The organism is Sphingobacterium corticis (genome assembly GCF_042684745.1).
GTDB classification, from domain to species: Bacteria; Bacteroidota; Bacteroidia; order Sphingobacteriales; family Sphingobacteriaceae; genus Sphingobacterium; species Sphingobacterium corticis.
Map to the genome: position 1 here is coordinate 786,489 of NZ_JBHUMA010000004.1, position 19,615 is coordinate 806,103.

Below are 19,615 nucleotides of genomic sequence, written 5' to 3' on the forward strand. Positions count from 1 at the left end.
TTAGCTTGTTAATCTTTTAAATTCCTCTATTATAATCCTAAGCGAAGGCTGAAACCCCATGAACGTGTACTTGGAAGCTGTCCGCCTTCAAACCATGAAGTTTCCAAAATAGATGGGTCAACATTTCTGTTTTTAGCGTAAATCAACCATGGATTTGTAGCTATCAGCGAGAAAGACGCAGTTTTGAATGGCGTATTTCTAAACATCGTTGACGGAAAATCGTAACCGATGCTTACCTCTCTCAATTTCACGAAGCTGCGGTCGTAAACCCATTCTTCCCAAAGCGAGAACATATCATTTTCGTACAGATTTTGTGTGTCAACGAATATGTCATTAAGTGATCCGTCTTCTTTAACTCCTGGCAACAAAGTTCCACCTCCATTTTCTACAGGATCACGACGAGGAATACCATTCTCGTTCAGACCAGCTGTTTGCTCCAAGATACCGCTGTAGTGACCGAACATAGAAGACGTCGACATATATTTACCGCCTTTTTGGAAGTCGATAGAAAATCCTGCTCTAATGTTTTTATACGAGAATGAAGATGTCAAACCTCCAGTGAAGTCTGGAATTATACTACCTAAGTTTGCATTCTCTTCGCGTAGATAATAACCGTCTTCACCTACTAGACGATTTCCATTACCATCTTTTAAAATACCTTGGCCGATTAATTGTCCATATGCTTGACCTTCGTATGCGTTCAAGGTAATCAATGGAGAACCGACAAACCCAAATGAAGATGGCGTATCGTCCAACTCAATTTGTAGGTTGCTTACTTGCTCATCCAAGCGAACTACTTTGTTTCTGTTGATACCGATGTTTGCATTTAAATCCCATTTGAAATTGGTATTGCGGATTGGAGTTCCTCCCAATGTAAACTCATAACCATGATTGTCAATCTGTCCGGCATTAATCAGACTCTGTGCAAAGCCACTTGTTCCTGATACTGGTAGATTAAGAATTTGATTGGTAGCACTACGTGTGTAGTAATTGAAGTCAAACAATAAACGGCTGTTGAAGAAGCGCATCTCTGTACCAATTTCGTATGATGTAGAAAGTGTTGGTAACAAACTTTGGTTTGGAATGATATCCGGAACAGTCAAAAGAGGGTTGCTACCGTACGCAGGTCTTATGCTATAAGTTTGATAAATTTGATAAGGATCTGTATCTGTACCCACCTTTGCAAATGAAGCTCTCAATTTACCAAAAGAGAAGAATTCGTTAGGTTGTATAAAATGGCTAAAGATGAATGATGTCGACACCCCTCCATACAAGAACGAATTGTTGTTTTGTGGAAGTGTAGAAGACCAGTCATTCCGAATGTTACCTTCAACATACAAGAAATCTTGATAACCTACTGCAGCATAAGCGTATAAGGAATTGACCCTTTGATCAAAATATCGCGTATCGACAGTTGGCCTGTCAATAGATGCTGCTAATGTATACAGACCCGGGACAGCTAAACCACCTGCAGTCGCCGCGTTTGTAAAACGACGTTGGTTACGACGAAGTTCACCAAAAGCAGCAGCATCCACACTGAAGTCACCATATTGCTCTTTAAACGCAATCGTTCCAACGTAATTCATCTCATTTTGATTGTTGAGATTTTGTGTGTAGTTGTCCTGTTGCAAAGTTCCACTAGCGATTCGAGATGTTTCTTCCGATTGCAGAAAATTTCCTCGCGCGATAACCGCAGCACTTAAAGAATTCGTGAATTGATAATTTGCCGTTAAATTACCGTAGATCCTTTGAAAAGTGTCATACCGCGTGTTCTCGTAAACTTCGGTGTATGGATTATCCCAATATGCCGGGTTAGGATTGGTCGGGCTGATGATATTCCAGCTTCTGAAGGTTCCATCCGGACGTTTATAGTCACGCAAAGTTTTCATATCGATTTGGCGCTGAAACCATTGGTTGAACGATCCTGTGGTTTGAGAACTGTATCCATCAGCAGGACGATTATTGTACACTTCGTGTTGGAAATTCAAGTTCGTAGATACCGTCAACTTATCTGTTAAGTTTAACGAAGAATTGGTTGATAACCAGTTACGACCCAATTTGCTGTTCGGAACAATACCAGTACGAGAAACATTCGTGTACGAAAAACGTGTTTGGTAATCATCACCAGCTTTATCAAACGCAACATTGGTATTCGCACTTACACCTGTATTGTAAAAATCACGAATGTTGTTTGGCTGAGGAACTAATGCAGTCAGCTGGCCAAACTGTGGATGTGATGGATCCCAACCATAAAATGGCATGTACATCGTTCCGTCCATGCGAGGACCCCAGCTTTCATCCGCACCGTAATTAAGGATATTTACGCCATCAAAAGGAGCTAAGTAATCTGGATGTGTGCTTGCATTGTATTCGTATGTGGACCAATCTTGCGAATAACCGCCCGCATATTCATTTTGATATTTCGGCAACAAATAAACAGATTCAAATGATGTTGCCTGATTGACATTTACGCCGATTCCGTCACGCGTACGTCCGCCTAATGTTTTGATAACTACGGCACCTTCCGAACCACGTTGACCGTAAAGCGCAGTAGCAGCTGGACCTTTTAGCACGGTCAAATCTGCGACGTCATCCATGTTAACTGCTTCCGCCTCAGTGATCATTCCATCAACTACGTAAATTGGGTTGCCTCCAGATAAAGAGTTAATACCACGAATACGAATAGAAGACGTTCCAAATGCAGCGCCTGATCCAGATTGCACCTGAACACCAGCGATTTTACCAGCTAAAGCAGTGTTTAAGTCGGGTTGGCGAACCATGGTCAAGTCCTCGCCCTTTATTGCTTGAACGCTGTACCCCAGTGAATTTCTAGTTCTTTGTACACCTAGCGCGGTGACAACAACTTCTCCAACACTCTGATCTTCATCGTTGAGTTGGATATTGACCACATCCTCAGAACCAATCGGGAAAATAAGTTCTTGCATACCGATAAAATTTACCGTCAATGTGCTTGTTCCGGTAGGAACGTCGAGAGCAAATTTTCCTTGAGCGTTAGTTTGAGTGCCTGCATTGCCGCCTGTTGCTTGAACAGTAGCACCAGCTAGAGGCTGTCCAGTACGCGATGATACCACGTTTCCGGAGATTGTTCGATTTTGCGCGTAACCAATCCCAATCAGGAGCAGCCACGTGAAAACTAAACTGAGTAGTTTTTGTTTCATAGTAATTATTAAGTGTGTGTTTTGTTAGTGTTAGCAAATGTCCTTGGCAAAGAAAAACATTGCATGTATCCATTCAGCAAAAGAAGCTTCGTATTTCCTCCGAGATTAATAGCAATTGTGAATTATTTGCAATAATAAAATATTATTTTAAAAATAATTCGAAAAATTTCACATACAGACAGCTAAAAACGAATTACAACTAAAATATTACTGACTGAATATCCGAAAAACTAAATATTTGCGGTTTATACCCAAATTAAACTGCGGTTTTCATCTGTCGACCTCGTGTAAATCGCAAATATCTAGTTTCACCTTGACATAGCACCTTTATTTCCGAGGGATTCGTATAAATATGGAGAGGAAAAACATTTAATACCATAACTCAGGCATGTTCGTGATGGATGCCTAAGTGATCTTTGAGATGGATATGTTAGCGTATAAAATCGACAGAACTTACATTAAACTCCAACAAAAATGGGAGACAATAGTATTGTCCCCCATATTTTAATATAGTATTATAAATTTAAGATTTCGTAGATTGTATGTACGGTCGTTTAGCAGACTCAATTAATTCCTTCATCTCCATTTTAATATAATCCACATTAGGTGTTGAACCAGTTAAGAAGTAACGGATGTTTCCCTCAGCGTCAATGATGAATTTTGCAGGAATTCCCTGCACACCAAATTTCGCCGCCATCACTTGACCGGTTTGCGGATCTTTCTGATCATCGTACAAGACCTCAAATGGATAGTTGTTTCTTTCTATAAAAGACACCACATTCTTTTTGTATTCTTTATCCCGTTCCCACGTATTAATGAATAAAAATTGCACATTCGAATCATCTTTGTACATTTCCTGAGCTGCCTGCATACCTGGGAAAGAACGAATGCATGGTTGACACCAGGTTGCCCAAAAATCTAGAACGACTACTTTTCCTTTCAAGCTTGCCAAGCTTACTTTTTCGCCTTGTAGGTTTAGCAATTCGAAAGATGGAGCGGGCTTGTAGACTGTCATTTCTTTAATGTGCTCTTGTATCGATTTGGTAAGCTCATTTTTCAATCCAGCATTAAAGCGCTCATATCCTTTCATCGAACCATTCAAATCCGTGTAAACCTTCTTTAAATCATCCTCTACGTTGAATTGCCCTTTTGCATACAGCTTAGATAGTATATTGTACGCTTCCAATTTTCGCCCTGTTCCCATAAGCGATTTGTAATACACATTGGATAATCCGTCGGCTTGCTCAGGAGCAACTGTCATAGCTTTCTCAATTAGATCTAAAGCTTCCGCGTAAGAACCACGATTGACCAAAATACCAATGTAAGCGGACATAGAACTCGCGTATCCCATAGAAGCGAAGCGTGCTTTATTGTCTTTTTGCTCTTCCGGCAGACTGATATAATAATAAGCGTCCTCCATCGCAACTTTCAGTAATGGCGCTGCGGCAGTCGTATCTCCTGCAGCCAACAGCGTTTGACCAACAGGTAGATAGCCATTTCCTCGCCAAAAACGTTCCTGCATTTTTCCTAAATATTGGGTTGCTTTCTCTGCGTCCCCTTCTTTGGCAAACGCTCCCGCCAAGTTTGCTAATACATAATCATAGGTCAATTCTTCTCCCGAGAATTTTTTTACGGGCCACTTTTTGATTACCTCATTATAGGCCTTTTCTTTAGCCTCGCTGCCTTCCGCATTGTAGAAAACATCTGTTATAAAAGCATCCCTTGTCAAGCTTCCTTTTGGAAACTTCTTTTTAGCTATTTTGCTGACCGACTCCATCTTTTCCTCTTGAGATAACGTTCGGAGCATATTGATCGCCACGCGATATTCCTCTTCCGTTTTGTAATTCTTCACTCCACTATACACCGCATCGGCCAAAGAATCTTTTTGTACAAGCGTTCCGTTTTCTAAAATCTCCCGATTTTGTTGAAACAAATTTGGCGTATTCTGCTGCGCATAACTCCAGCTAGCTGTCAGCAAGAACGCCACTGATAAATACTTTTTCATATCCTTTTATTTAACATTTAGGTTTTCTATTAATCTTCGTATCCAGGATTTTGCGTTAGCTTCCCGTTAATCAAAATCTGTGCGTTGGGAATCGGGAACAATATATCCGTTGTTTGCCAGTTAGGTTTGATCGGCGACAGGATAGCTGTTGCTCGGTTCGTTCGCTTCAGATCCATCCAGCGATGCGCATATTCTCCGAAAAATTCATGCAATCTTTCCGTTTCAATAGCCGCCAGCATCTGCGTTTGCGTCAAATCGTTGCTAATTCCTGTAAGCCCTGCTCGAGTGCGCACGGCGTCTACATCTGCCTTTGAACCACTTAAATTGTTACGATTTGCTCTCGCTTCGGCGCGAATCAAATATTGTTCGGCCAAGCGCAAAACCACATGATACTCATTACCTGTTCCAGCAGAAACTTTGTACTTTGTGATTGCATAATATTGCGTTCCGGAAACCATTTTTGGAGCGACCCAATTTGTCTTGCGCAGATCCACATTAGGCGCAGTTTCGAAACTATTGAATACGCGCGCAGGTAAGGAATAAATCGGAGAAATTGTTGGCGCTGTAATGTAATTTGCGCCAAAAGTGGTAAAGCCAGTTAGGTTAGCTAACTGAAAAATAGTTTCTCTGCTATCGTTGATGAAGTTTGATGTCGGAGCGGGCAAGCTATATTCACTCGAAGCTAATACCTTCGAGGAGAAGGTTTCGGCTTTTTCGTAATCTCCCAAATAAAGATAAACGCGAGCGAGCAATGCACTCGCCGCATGTTTGTTTACACGCGCTCGGAAAGTGCCTTCATAAGCGGTTGCCAGTTTGTTTTCTGCATCTGTTAGATCAACGACAATTTGATTATACACTTGGTCAACGGCAGATCTTTCCAAATCGACTTCCTCAAATACGTCTAAATCACTTTTCAAATGCAATGGAACTGCTCCGTATAGATTGACGAGTTGTAAATATGCATAAGCACGCATGAATTTGGCTTCGCCGAGCAATTGATCTTTTACAGCTGGCGTAAGCGTATTCGAGCGTTCCAAACCCACCACGCTATTATTCGTGTTCTTGATAAGTTGATATAAGCTTGCCCACAAATTGTTCACGTAACTATTGGTGTTCAGCAAGCCATTATTCGCAAATTCCGCTAAGCTCGCGTCAGAACCATTATATTGTAAATCATCGGCCGACATTCCAGCATAGAAGGTAGTTGTTCCCGAAATATTACTATTTACTGTCGAAACGTATAATCCAAGGACTACACTCCTAGCAGACGCATCGGTACGGAATGCATCTTCTAGCAAAACTTGCGTTGGCGGCGCCCCTAATTCCACGAATTTTTCGCAGGATGTAGATAGCATCGACGTTGAAATAAATGCTACTGCCAGTGTATATATATTGATAATCTTTTTCATGATAGCTATTAAAATTGACAGTTAAATCCAAAAACAATCGTTCGCAACGGAGGCAGAACTTGCGCTATTGTTCCCGTTCCTAATCCCGATGGACCACCTTGCACAGTGGTTTCTGTATCTAGTACATATTTGTTTTTAGCCCAAGTAAAAAGGTTTTGTCCTTGCACAAATACACTACAATTCGACATTCTAGCTTTAGATATCCAGCTGGTTGGAAGTTGATAGGACAAGTTAACCGAGCGTAACTTGATGTAGGATGCATCTCCATACATCGCATTTGAGTTAGTATATTGATTGTAAGAATTATATATTGAAGAACCAGGATTTGCTGTTGCTCCAGGAATGTCCGACTGATCGTTTTCCGGTGTCCAACGACCTAACCAATAATCATTTTGATTGATCATCGCGCCCGGCCTCGTATTCAAAATTTTAGTTACGCCAAAGCGGTGGTTAAATTGAAAAAACACACCTAACTCAAATCCCTTGTAAGAAAACGTATTATTAAAACCTCCGTAAAAAGGCGTGCCTATATCCGCTACATAACGGTCATCCGGCGTAATCACTCCGTCGCCATTACGATCTTCGTATCTAGCTTGTCCTGTTGCTTGATCGACTCCTAAATAATTATAAAGGCGAATTAGATTAATTTGCTCGCCAACGATGTAACTGCTTGCATAAAATGATCGCTCCAAATTGGGGAATTCTAACAGTTTGTTTTGGTAGAAAGTGAAGTTGGCTGAGGTTTTCCAAGTAAATTCCGGAGTAGTAATATTAGTAGCATTTAATTCTAATTCTAATCCTGTATTTTGTATAACTGCGGGAAGGTTTGTCGCATAACTATTATACCCAACTTGTGTTGGCATAGCGGCGTTTGTAATTTGATTGCCAGATCGATTTCTAAAGTAATTTGCTGTTAGCAAAATCCGGTCTTTCAAAAAACCCAGATCCATCGCAAATTCTAACTTCTGGGTTGTTTCCCATTGAATAAACTCGTTGGGAAGCGTAACTAAATTCATTGTCGCATTTCCTAAATACGGCGTAGTTGGAGAGTACAATTGCAGATAAAGGTAATTGGATATTTGGTCGTTCCCGGTAGTACCGAAACTTCCCCGGATTTTACCAAAACTCAGGAAATCGACGTTGTTTGCTACGAAATCCTCTTTCGAGAATACCCAACCCAAACCTACTGCACCAAAATTACCGAAGCGATTTTTAGGCCCGAATCGGGATGATCCATCACGACGAAATGTACCATTAAACAAGTACTTCTCATTCCACTCGTAATTTACTTTTCCGAATAGTGCGTTGTATTTATAGTAAACCAAATTGTTGTTCGCAGTTAGCATTCCGGCGGCATTGATAGCTCCCAGCAATGCATCATTACTGTAATTTGTTCCGTTGACACTTTGCGAAGCAGATGAATTTTGTTGGAAACTTGTTCCCACTAAAGCGGTCAGTTTACCTTGCCCGATGTTCTTCACATAATCTAATGTTGGCTCAATAATCCAGTTTTGCGCTTTGGTATTCGAGAAAGAAGATACACCGAATAAATTGGTTCGCGTTGCGTTGGCGTTCGTATTGTTTACGCTGGTCGACGGTGTTTGATTATTCTGAGTCAACTGCGTAATGGTATAACCAAAGTTAGTCTTTGCGGTTAATCCCGGCAAAATCTTGTACGTTAAATTGGCATTCGAGATCAAGTTATTGGTTTTGCCAATATATTTTCGATCCAACATCGCGATGGGGTTATTCATTTGAAAAGATGATGGCAACCAAAAATACGTACCGTCTTCGTTGTAGATCGGATAGTTCGGTGGCAAATTGTAAAGCGAAGTGACATCGGATGTCGGCATGTTCGACTGATCATTGGCATAACTTACGGACAACGCAGCATTGAATTTCTTATCTGCCGAACTATGATCTAAGTTCAAGCGCGATGTAAATCGATTATTGCCACTTTCACCATAGAAAACGGTGCTTTCTTTACGGTAACCCGAATTGAAAAAGAAGCGCGTGTATTCATTTCCTCCAGAAAGGTTACCTTGGACATCTGTGATTTGGCCCGTATTACCAATCAATTTGCGTTGCCAATCCGTCGAAGCGTTTTGATCCCAAACGGTGAGATCGGGTGCATTAGCGGCAGTAGGCGTGACGCCGTCATTCGCAAAAGCTTCTCGACGTAATGATAAATAATCTTCTAAACCTAACATCGGAATAAATCGATTTACTTCCGTAATCCCGGTATTGAAATTAACGCCAACACGCGTACGTCCCGATTTTCCTTTCTTCGTGGTGATTAAAACTACACCGTTCGCGCCGCGACTACCGTAAATGGCCGTTGCATCCGCATCTTTCAACACATCAATACGTTCGATATCGGCTGGATTAATCATACCGAACGGACTCAGTCCGCCGGAAGCACCAGAAATTCCAAAGGAATTTAAGTTATCTGTTGCCGGTGCACCGCCATTAAAGTTTGTGAATGGTACACCGTCTATCACATAAAGCGGGATAGATCCGGAGGTCGTACCGCTCAAAGAAGCCTGATTTCGAATCTGAATTTGCACCGCACTCCCCGGTACACCATTATTTTGCGCGATCAAAACGCCCGCCATCCGACCGGACAATGCAGCAAGTGGGTTACCTACAGGTTGCGTTTCGATATCTTTTGCCGTAATGGAAGCCACCGAACCAGTATTTAGTCGGCGCGTGGTTGTTCCATAACCGATCACAACAACTTCCTCCAAGCTTCCTTTCTCCGGTTGTAAGCGAATTGGCTCGGAATTTCCTATCAATTGCTTCGCACTAACTTCCACATTTTGATAGCCTAAAAAAGAAAAAACTAAAGTCACGTCGGCATTCGGCACAAGCATGCCCCAAATACCGTTTGCATCTGTTGCCGTACTTGTTTGAACATTGCGGTAGTCCAATTTTCGATAATCCTTGATAAGGATCGACACGCCAGCCAATGGATCACCATTTTCATTGACCACTTGTCCACTAACGCGCGTCTGCTGATTGGCTTGCTGCTTAATAGCGATAATATCATTGTCCATCAGTTGCCACGTTAGGTTACTGCCTTGCAGCGATCGACCCAGAACTTCTTTTACCGAAAGTTGTTTGCCCACGACATTTACCGTTTTGTTCGGCAACATATTTTTGCTGAAAAACATCTTATACTTGCTATTCGCATTGATCGTATTAAAGACGTCTTCTAGTTTGCCTCCTCGAATAGAGATATCTATTTTTTCCGTTTGAGAATAGGCGAATCCCGACACATCGAGCGTGCTGAGACAGGAAAACAGCAGAGCGAGCCTCGCCGTTTTCGTCAGTTTAGGTAGTTTTATATTCATAATGTTGTTTGGGGTACTGGTATTGCTTGTTGTTGCTAGTTGATTTCTATGTGGCCGTTATCGTTTCTTTGATATTTAAAAGGCGTTACCATTTGCAGCGCCTTTAGCACATCGTCAATTTTTTCGTCGTCGAAGGTTGCTGAATAAGTCTGCCCTGCCGCTTGCTTGTTATGAATGGTGATTTTAACGCCATACATTCGCTCCAAGCGAAGCGCAATTTGCGATAGCGTTTCATCTTTGATCGTCACCCGTTTGACCATCCATTCCGTTTCCACCGCATTTCCATCTTGTTCTGAAATATGAAAAGGTTGGATATTTACCGCGACATGAACCTTTTTCTTCGCGAAGGAGTTTTGGTCGTTCTGCGGATGAGTTTCTTCATGTAAAACAAATTTCTGTTTTGGACTTAGGACAAACTTTTTGTCTTCGCTGTCCGATTTCCAGATTTCTACTTTACCTCGAACTAGGGAAGTTTCCGCATCCTTATCTTCCTTGTAATCGCGTACGTTAAACGCCGTACCAAGCACGCGAATCTCCATCCGCGGCGTGTGAATTAAGAATGGCTTTTCTAAATTTTTTGCCACATCAAAAAATGCTTCACCGATCAGTGTTACTTCCCGATTTTCTGCATCCGCAAATGATTTTGGGTAAATCAACTTACTGGATGCATTCAGCATAATTTTGGTCCCATCTTCTAAAACGATCTGCCTCATTTGTCCATTCGCTAATGTCAATTCGCTTTCCTGACGGAAACCGCCAATAGCCAAATAATATCCAAAGGAAAGAATGGCTAGCAAGGATGCAGCAGCAGCCGTAATCTGGTAAATTCTTCTAAACTTATTTGAGCGGGCGGTTCTACTTTTAATAGCTGATTCGACGATCGATAGATTTTCCTGAAGTGTCAGATCATCAACAATGTGCTTCGAGCGTTTTGCTTTATACAAGTAGAAACTGTGCATCCAGCGCATTTCTGATTCGCTTAACGTCTCGCCATTGCGGTATCGTTTGAGCAATTGCTCGATTTCTTCCTTATTCATATCAGGTAGGTGTTTCCGTCATTGCTGGCGGCTAGTTACTGATATGACGGGAAAGGCCGAGAAAGGGAGTACTAAAAAAGCAGAAAAAACAACAAAAAAGTAAAAAAGAGCAATAAAGTGAGTTTCGCGCGCAAATACCGCAACGCATTATGCACCTGTTTCTTGGCAGTATGCTCTGAAATAGCTAATTTATCTGCTATTTCTTTATAAGTTAGATGCTGTTCTTTGTTTAGTTCGAAGATTTCCTTAGTTCGTTTGGGCAAATCAGCTTTCTTTTCTTCGATGAGTGCTAAAAGTTCTCGCTCGAGCAGATAATCCTCAGTAAAACATTGACCTTGCTTACCGAAATCGATCAATTCATCCATGTATCGAGCGACAACTTTTTCATGACTAATATGATCGAGGATCTTGTTGCGAATCGCATGATACAAATATGCTAATGGTGTGGTTTGCAATTTCCATTTCCCACGCTTTGCCCATAGGCTCAGAAAGACATCTTGCAAAATATCATTGCACAATTCCGTGTCAGGAATCATTCGATATGCGTGGCGATACAATGTTCGCTTATGTCGGAGAAAAAGCTCGTCGAACGCACGGCTATCTCCCTTGTTGATCAAAACCACAAGTTCACTATCCGCCAACTCCGCCCAACGATTATTCAACTTATTCGCGCTTTCAAGTATTAAAAAACAAATAAATGTAGACAATTATTATCAAAATGATAATAATAAGTAGATACATCTTGTGTTAAAATTTGATAGTGGCTTCGACAATATCTTACTGTAGACATCAACCAATAGTTATTTTAAAACGATGTACCACCTGGCAAGTGCAATCGCATTACAATTCTCCCGTAAGCGGATTGCAAAATTTTATCTTGAGAACACTTAAATCAGCAACGATCGAAATTTGGAAGATATTCTCGATTGCTGTTTTAACATATTTTAAGTTCCAAAGCTAGATCTGACTATAGTTTGTGTTATTCATCAAAATCAATAGCTGAAAATTCTCCGCAATTCATTTCGTTTCCTGAATAATAAATGAATCAGCTATCTATATAACGTATTTTTTAACAGCCACTTGGAACAGCATCGTGTGTTTGTTTAAAAATTCAATCCTTTGTTAAAACTCGTTTAAAATACTTATTAAAGGAAATTTCCGACAATAAAAATGAAGAATTTTTTATTGTCGGAATTCAACTACAATATCGAAATGTCCGAAAAAATATTCCCTTGCTGGCATTCTTTTTGGGCAAGGGGTAGCATTCTACTGGCATCTTCTACTGCGCTAGAAAATGGCATCAAAGTATCTAAACTTTGAGCCGGATGTCAAAACTTTCGAATGACTTGATTAGGTTCTTTGACCATTCGATACTCTATTGAAAAGCAACTATGTCTATTAATATAATGCTCGCAGTAGCTTTGCTACTTATAATTTATTTGGGTTTTTTCTTAGTAAAGAAGCTACGAAATCTTAAAGTAAAAAAAACATTTAAACTTCTTTTATCGATTTTATTATTGCACGCCAGCAGCTTGCTCAGCCTCTATCTTTTTAATCCTATAGGGATCTATTTTGTTGCACCTCTTTTATTAACTCTTCTTTACAGTCCGTGCTACTACCTGATTTTCAGGATGAGTATGAATATGTCTATTAATTGGAAACATGCAATAAACTTTGTCCCATTTGTATTGGCGTTAGCTAGTTATGTAGGACTACTAGTTATCCCCGAGTGGCGATACAAATATGCAGACAGTTACACCTTCGTTATTCAGGTAATTGGCTTAGAACTATATTTTACCCACTTCCTTTTGATTGCTATTAAACTTTATGACAATGCATTGCGACCAGCAGTAATGTTGCGGATTAAAAGTTTTACCATTTTATTTCCCGCATCCTCTTTAATACTTCTTTTTGTCTTTATAAGCTATTCACATGACAACATGACGTCCGTAAATGCACAATATCTTTATTCGATCATTTACATATTTATTCTATTCACGACCACATCTGCATTAGTCCTAAAGCTCAAAATCTCCACAGCAAGATCTATATCGTTAAGTACAATTGCTGTTAATAACGCGAAAAAAAATTCCGAAGAAATACTGCTCAACCCACATTCTCATTACAAGTTTAGCAACGACCAATATCAGAAATACCACTTGGAGTTGAAGGACTTTATAGACAAACAACTTTATCTGGATCCAGATATGAATGCCGATCGATTAATCAAATTGCTAAACATACCGCGCTATCATGTTTCCGCAATTATTAAGGAGATATATGACGAAAGCGTAAATGGTTTTATCAATGTGCAACGAATCACTTTTGCTGCTGATGAACTTAAACAAGATGACTTTAACTATACGATCGATGGACTGAGCGCCGTGTCGGGGTTCAAATCCCGATCTTCATTTTACCGAAATTTCTTTTCAATATACGCTTGTTCACCGCATGAATTTCGCAAGCAATATCTCAAAAATCATCAATTGGTTTAGATAAACGAACAATAAAAGCATACGAAAAACAAAAGCACAAAAAGCTGTATTTCAACATTTTAAACTTTCGTTTCACGGAAAAATCAAATGTATCAAATTGCTTGGCTAGGATTTAAGGTTGAAAACAAGACACATTATTATTTCCAATGTATGAGTTTTGGGAATTCAAAAATTAATACAATATGAACACAGATTATTACATGTACTACATGAGTTACTTATACTCGATGTACAATGGATACCCTTTCGTTTTTAGAATGACTTTGGTGATGGTCATTTTTCTTTCTGCCTTAGTCATTTTTGGTATCATTCGATTACTTAGGATTGGATATCGCATTTACCGTTACGAAAAACGGTATGAGCGCATGGAAACGCGCTATAAGGAGAAGTTTCATTATATCATCACGCAAGAAAAAACATACTCGGTAGCAGCCGTGCAACAACTACTTGATTTTACAGCTAACAAGTCAGAAAATTGGCAGCGGGAGATCATTACGGACGTGCTCATTGCAGTTAGAGAACAGATCAAGGATGATGATAGCCTGAACTTTACCAACTATCGTCATTGTTTAGAAGTGTTTGGTTTAGCTCAATTTTGGGAGAAAAGGATCAAAGCGGGCGACAGCATCAAGCGCAAAGTAGCTTTGCAAAAAATGGCTTCATTAGATGCCGGTTTAAACGTTGGTCTATTATCTAAATCGATTTACCATAGTGACAAGCATCTGAGAAAAGCGGCGCGGAGCATCTATACCGACCAGGAGGATTATCATCCTTTTCGGTTTATGGAGGAAAACTTCGACGAGTCGTTTGATCAGCTCGATAAGGTAAGATTGCACGCATCTTTAGTCAAACGTTCAAAAGAAGGCGGTTTACCAAATTTGCTAAGATGGATTACAACATCGAAAAACAATAAATATATCGCATTCATCATTCGCGAGATCGGCTTCTTCAATCAGCAAGAATGTGCGCCAAATTTAGTTCGCTTGCTCGATGTACACGAAAACCGAAAAGTGCGTGCTCAAATCGTTTACACACTTGGAACACTCGGTTATGACGCCGCTGTACCTACTTTAATGGTTCGCTACGTCTTGGAATCCAATAGAGTTCGGCAGGCAATCATCGAAACACTTGGAATCATCAAAAGTGATAACTCGCTTCAGTTCCTGCTGGAAAGTTATGAGAACACCGAGGACAACTATTTCAAAATCACGATCGTTCGCGCTATTAAGCAATATGGAGAGGAAGGCAAGCAAGCCCTAAACCGCTTAAGCGCAGAAGGCGGAGTCGAAGAAGAGACGATTATCAATCAGGTATTCGCTGAAAATTCATTGTTAACTTTTTAAAATTGTTATGACGTATTTCTTTCAATACCTAATTTATTTCTACGCCACCGGGCTGGTATTATTTTACTTGCTCTTGATGGTAATGAGCTACATCAATACCGTGCGTTACAGACACCGATATGCCCAGCATGAGGAAGATTATTTGAAAAAATTTCCACAAGAAGCGCCTGGTATATCTATTGTAGCACCTGCTTATAATGAGGAAGTTATTATCGAAGATAGTGTTCGTTCGTTGCTTAATCTTGACTATCCCAAGTTTGAGGTTGTTATTGTCAACGATGGTAGTAAGGACAAGACGCTGGATTTGATGATCGAGAAATTTGAGCTTAAAGAAGTGCCTTACTATTACGTGTACAAAGTGTACTGTAAGAATGTGAAGCGTATTTTAAAATCGACGAATCCAGAATTTAGCAAACTGGTTGTTGTTGACAAGGAAAACGGAGGTACGAAGGCCGACGCGATGAACGCTGGAGTAAATGTTGCGGCTTACGATTATTTTATCAATACCGATATTGATTGTATCCTCGCTCCTGATACCTTGACTAAAGTAATTTTACCAGTATTGAGTTCGGAAGAGCATGTAATCGCCGTTGGCGCGACGATGCGGATGGTGAACGGCTGTGAAATCAAGAACGGAAAGATCGAGCGCGTTCGCCCGCCATCGGACTTCATTCCATTGTTTCAGGAAGTAGAATATCTACGTTCATATCTAGTTGCAAAAATGGGCTTATCCTTGGCTAACGTTATCCCAAATGTATCTGGCGGATTTGGACTATTTGATAAAAATGTAGTTATCAATAGCGGTGGATTTGACTCGGCTTCTCATGCAGAAGATATGGACATGACGGTCAGAATGATTGCCTATATGCGCGAGAATAAACGCAAGTACCGCATTGTTCAGTGCCCATATACCTGTTGCTGGACAGAAGGACCTCCGAGCTTACGCGTGCTTAACCGTCAAAGAACTCGATGGGGTCGCGGTATGCTACAATTCATCATTGATCATAGAAAGTTCCTTTTCAATCCGAAATACGGTCGCTTAGGATTCGTCGTGATGCCATACATCTTGCTATTCGAATTTTTAGCACCTATTATCGAGATTTGTGGTTTAGTATTTCTCCTTTCATTGGTTATTACCGATAAAGTCAATTACGACACATTTTGGTTGATGTTATCATACGCCTACCTCGTAGGATTATCCGTGTCGATCTTAACAGTTTCCGTCGATCTCTTGCTGAAGAAATGGTACAAAAACTTTTCTGAATATGCGAAAATCGTTTTCGTATCAGCATTCGAAGCTGTATTGTATCATCCGTTAGTTGTGGTATTTACACTTCGTGGATACATCCAATATATCGTCAAAAAAGATTTCAAGTGGGGAAAAATGACCCGAAAAGGTTTCTCCCCTAACAGTAAAGCAAAAACCATATAATATGCGCTACAAACATACCTGTGCTCTGCTTTTCGGAGCACTAATATTTGCCATTAGTGTACCCGAAAAATTGGTAGCACAAAATACAACACCTGCCGAAGAGCACATCAAAACAGTACTCTCTATTAATAAATTGTATCAAAATAATAAATGGGACGAGGGTAAAGCAAAAGCACAACAACAGTTGGAAAAAAATCCAAATGACTCCGATATGCGTATGTTAATAGGTAAGTACTATTTACATCGTCGTGATTATAATAAAGCAAGGTACGAATTGGTAAAATCTTTGGCTGATGCCCCAAATAATGTGGAAACAAAACAAATGTTGATTACGGTGGAAACGCAAACCAAACGTTATTCTAGCGCGATCTGCTATATCAATGAACTTTTAGAAGCAAATCCTTATGGTAAGGATTTATGGAGGAGAAAGATTGAGCTTTATCGCGGTCTCGACAATCAAGTGGAGGCGGATAGATTATTGAAACGTATGGCACAAATCTATCCAGAAGACGAACAGATACAAAAGGATTTGGCTTATGCTGCTACACAGCAAGCGCAATCGCTATACAAACAAGGAAAATTGGATGCATCCATCGAATTGTCAAAGGCATCTATTGAGGAGCAACCAAAACACCCAGATTCTTATCTATCATTAATCGATAGCTATATTAAGGCGGGTGATTATGGAAATGCATTAACCGTTACCGAACGAGGAATCAATACTTTCCCAGCAAATTCTGCTTTCGCGCAGAAAAAAATTGCTATTCTAGAACACCAGCAGCGCTATCCGGAAATTCTTAAATACTTGGACGAACAATCCAAAGGTAGAAATTCGGCATGGAAAAGCCAATACAATTACATTTTACTTGATGCTGCCAGACAGGCCCGCAACAATGAACCTACCACATTGTACGGCAAAATCCTGCAAACATCTCCGGGCAACAAAGAAGCCTATTCGATTGTCTTTAACGATTTAATCGCTAAGCAACAATATGAGGAAGCGCTGCAAATATTGTTGCGGCACAGGCGCTCTGCTGGAAACCGTAAGGAATTGGAGCTTCAAGAACTGATGCTGTACAAGCGGATGGATAATCAGGGAAAGGTGAATACATTGACCGAAACGCTTGCCGCAAAATACCCAAATGATAGCGACCTAAGGGAGTCTATGCTAGCAATTCAGTTGCAACGTGCAAAAAATGATATGCAGGATGGGCAATATTCGGGTGCAATAGCGCATTGGAAAGAAATCTTGAAAAATAGCAGCGATAAAGAGAGCTACCGCGTTGCTAGACAGGGTCTGTATAACGCTTACGTAAGTGACAACCGCTTAGCACAAGCGATATCAACACTGGATGAAATGCTTTTAGACGACCCCAACAATCCGGATTTAGAAGTGAAGAAAGCGGATTTGTATGCAAAGCTGGGTAACAACGAACAAGCTGTTGCGTCCTACCAAAAGGCCCTAAAAAATGTTCCAAGCGAAGATCGCGATCGGTATGTAAGCGGATTCGGAGAACTGATGACAGTTATTATAAAAAATCAAAATGATAACTACGAGTTAGACGAAGCAAAAGAGAGTTTGAAAAGCTGGTTAGAAATAGATCCGAAAAATAAGCTAGCCTTACTTTATTTGATCAATAACCACTACCAAAGAAAAGATTATATGGCGATGCTGGATATAGCGAAAGAAGCTCAATCCTATCATCCTAATGATATCAATTTTCAGATGAAACTTGCAGAAGCTTTGGGACAAGACCCTGCTCAGCGGGCAGATGTCTGGAAATTGCTGCATCAGAATCTTCAGCAGCGTCCTTATCATCTTCCGTTGCAAAATACTTTTGTGGGCATTACAGAAACCTATGCGCAAGATTTAATCGACAATAAAGAGCACTCATTAGCACTGGAGCACCTAGACACTACGCTACATTATGATCCTAAAAATAAGGAACTACTTTACCTGAAAGGATTGGCATACGAAGGCCTTAAACAATACGATTCTGCTTACGTTTATCAGCAGTTCTATGAGCCTAGTCCTTTGGAGGTTAATGATTTCAAGCAACACCTTACCTATTTGAGTCAACGATCTTACCAAAACGTTTTTGGCATTTCACACCTAAGAGCACGTTTTGGGGAAGATTATACCGTGACGTCCATCTCCTCTGCGGAATATACACGGATCGGTAAGAAAGGAATTTATGCTGCGCGGGTAAATTATGCGGGTCGCGAACAAGGCAAAGGCATTCAGGGACAGGTGGAATGGACGAAACCATGGACAGAAAAATTCTCCACTAAATTTGATGTCGGATTATCCAACAATTTCTTCGCTAAAACGATGGTAAATGCCGCAGCATTCTATCAATGGAAACCAACTTGGGAAGGTGAACTGGGAATTGGACATCGATATTTCTTTTCGGGTGACCACCTATACAATCTCAATATTGGAGCAACTAAAGAACTCGAAGACTTTCGGTTATCTGCCAAACTGAGCAACTTTGCTTTGAACAGCAATTACCTATACAGTGTGTTTTTCCGAGGACAATATTTCATGAACAACCCTAAAAATTACTTGATGGTGTTGAGTAGCGTAGGTAACTCGCCTGATGTCGATCTGATAGATTACCAGTTAACCAACAGTTTTAACGTGTTTAATACCATGGTGGGCGCGGGTATTGGCCGCTCTTTGACCCGTAACGTGCACGCGTCCATTATCGGTAGCTGGTACAATTTCCGCCGAGACACCGAGGTTTCAGAAAATGCTTTCAGAAATTTATACAATGCTTACTTCCAGGTTAATGTTTCATTTTAAGCGAAGGTCAAAAGATAATATGATGAATATAAATCGATTTAAATTGGGTTACATGATAGCCAGCATTGTATTGCTGGCGTCGTGTATGAATATTGCGGAGAAGAAAACTACCGCACAAATCATGGATAATGATCGCCATTATTTCCCAATTCTTGCGGGACAAAAAAAGCAGATCTCTTTCCAGATAAAGAACACAGGTGAGAACCCGCTATTGGTAACGGATATCATTCCTAGTTGCGGATGTTTAGAAATTAATGGCGGCGATAAACTCTTTAGCATTCCGCCGGGAAAAGAACGCGCACTATCATTAACTTACAACAGCGCAAAAAATATTGGATATGTGAAGCACTATATTACATTATATGGTAATTTTGCAAAGGAGAGTGAGGAACTCATATTTGATATCCATGTAGTGCCAGATAACCACTATACGAAAGATTACGAAGAATTGTATCAGGCCCAAGCCAAAAAAACAAGTGGGGTACGCCGATTGGTAGATGGGGATGATAACGACAGAGGTTACTACGTGGACAATAATGAGCTTGCTGATCCCTGA

At 40.5% G+C, this 19,615-nt stretch carries 11 protein-coding genes; 5 read left to right on the forward strand and 6 right to left on the reverse strand.

The window, feature by feature from the left end:
• Positions 1-29: 29 nt before the first annotated feature.
• The 6 genes from ACFSQ3_RS04735 to ACFSQ3_RS04760 form a co-directional block, all read right to left on the reverse strand.
• Entirely contained in the window at positions 30-3,179 is a 3,150-nt protein-coding gene (locus ACFSQ3_RS04735) for a SusC/RagA family TonB-linked outer membrane protein (RefSeq protein WP_380867993.1), read from the reverse strand.
• A gap of 523 nt (positions 3,180-3,702) precedes the next feature.
• Positions 3,703-5,184: a redoxin domain-containing protein gene (locus ACFSQ3_RS04740; RefSeq protein WP_380867995.1), complete on the reverse strand. Its 1,482-nt coding sequence runs from the start codon at positions 5,182-5,184 to the stop codon at positions 3,703-3,705.
• 29 nt (positions 5,185-5,213) lie between these two features.
• On the reverse strand, positions 5,214-6,593 hold the full coding sequence (locus ACFSQ3_RS04745; protein ID WP_380867997.1) for a RagB/SusD family nutrient uptake outer membrane protein: 1,380 nt from the start codon (positions 6,591-6,593) through the stop codon (positions 5,214-5,216).
• Between the two features lie 8 nt (positions 6,594-6,601).
• Positions 6,602-9,946: a SusC/RagA family TonB-linked outer membrane protein gene (locus ACFSQ3_RS04750; protein WP_380867998.1), complete on the reverse strand. Its 3,345-nt coding sequence runs from the start codon at positions 9,944-9,946 to the stop codon at positions 6,602-6,604.
• Between the two features lie 35 nt (positions 9,947-9,981).
• Positions 9,982-10,983: a FecR family protein gene (locus tag ACFSQ3_RS04755; RefSeq protein WP_380867999.1), complete on the reverse strand. Its 1,002-nt coding sequence runs from the start codon at positions 10,981-10,983 to the stop codon at positions 9,982-9,984.
• A gap of 71 nt (positions 10,984-11,054) precedes the next feature.
• Complete coding sequence (locus tag ACFSQ3_RS04760; RefSeq protein ID WP_380868001.1) at positions 11,055-11,645, reverse strand: RNA polymerase sigma factor; 591 nt, start codon at positions 11,643-11,645, stop codon at positions 11,055-11,057.
• A gap of 981 nt (positions 11,646-12,626) precedes the next feature.
• Between ACFSQ3_RS04760 and ACFSQ3_RS04765 the strand changes: the two genes are divergently transcribed.
• From ACFSQ3_RS04765 to ACFSQ3_RS04785, 5 genes are all read left to right on the forward strand, one after another.
• On the forward strand, positions 12,627-13,478 hold the full coding sequence (locus ACFSQ3_RS04765) for a helix-turn-helix domain-containing protein (RefSeq protein ID WP_380868003.1): 852 nt from the start codon (positions 12,627-12,629) through the stop codon (positions 13,476-13,478).
• 182 nt (positions 13,479-13,660) lie between these two features.
• A complete protein-coding gene (locus ACFSQ3_RS04770; protein ID WP_380868004.1) occupies positions 13,661-14,821 on the forward strand; it encodes a HEAT repeat domain-containing protein in 1,161 nt (386 codons plus the stop codon).
• Between the two features lie 7 nt (positions 14,822-14,828).
• Positions 14,829-16,253 (forward strand): glycosyltransferase family 2 protein, encoded by a 1,425-nt coding sequence (locus tag ACFSQ3_RS04775; protein WP_380868006.1) that lies wholly within the window; start codon positions 14,829-14,831, stop codon positions 16,251-16,253.
• Position 16,254: 1 nt separating this feature from the next.
• Positions 16,255-19,059, forward strand: a complete 2,805-nt coding sequence (locus tag ACFSQ3_RS04780) for a tetratricopeptide repeat protein (protein ID WP_380868008.1) — start codon at positions 16,255-16,257, stop codon at positions 19,057-19,059.
• A gap of 19 nt (positions 19,060-19,078) precedes the next feature.
• Entirely contained in the window at positions 19,079-19,615 is a 537-nt protein-coding gene (locus ACFSQ3_RS04785) for a DUF1573 domain-containing protein (protein WP_380868009.1), read from the forward strand.

Coding starts and splice junctions, on each gene's coding strand:
- ACFSQ3_RS04765 (WP_380868003.1), top strand. CDS start 12,627: ATGTCTATTAATTGGAAACATGCAATAAACTTTGTCCCATTTGTATTG.
- ACFSQ3_RS04745 (WP_380867997.1), bottom strand. CDS start 6,593: ATGAAAAAGATTATCAATATATATACACTGGCAGTAGCATTTATTTCA.
- ACFSQ3_RS04735 (WP_380867993.1), bottom strand. CDS start 3,179: ATGAAACAAAAACTACTCAGTTTAGTTTTCACGTGGCTGCTCCTGATT.
- ACFSQ3_RS04775 (WP_380868006.1), top strand. CDS start 14,829: ATGACGTATTTCTTTCAATACCTAATTTATTTCTACGCCACCGGGCTG.
- ACFSQ3_RS04740 (WP_380867995.1), bottom strand. CDS start 5,184: ATGAAAAAGTATTTATCAGTGGCGTTCTTGCTGACAGCTAGCTGGAGT.
- ACFSQ3_RS04780 (WP_380868008.1), top strand. CDS start 16,255: ATGCGCTACAAACATACCTGTGCTCTGCTTTTCGGAGCACTAATATTT.
- ACFSQ3_RS04770 (WP_380868004.1), top strand. CDS start 13,661: ATGAACACAGATTATTACATGTACTACATGAGTTACTTATACTCGATG.
- ACFSQ3_RS04785 (WP_380868009.1), top strand. CDS start 19,079: ATGATGAATATAAATCGATTTAAATTGGGTTACATGATAGCCAGCATT.
- ACFSQ3_RS04755 (WP_380867999.1), bottom strand. CDS start 10,983: ATGAATAAGGAAGAAATCGAGCAATTGCTCAAACGATACCGCAATGGC.
- ACFSQ3_RS04750 (WP_380867998.1), bottom strand. CDS start 9,946: ATGAATATAAAACTACCTAAACTGACGAAAACGGCGAGGCTCGCTCTG.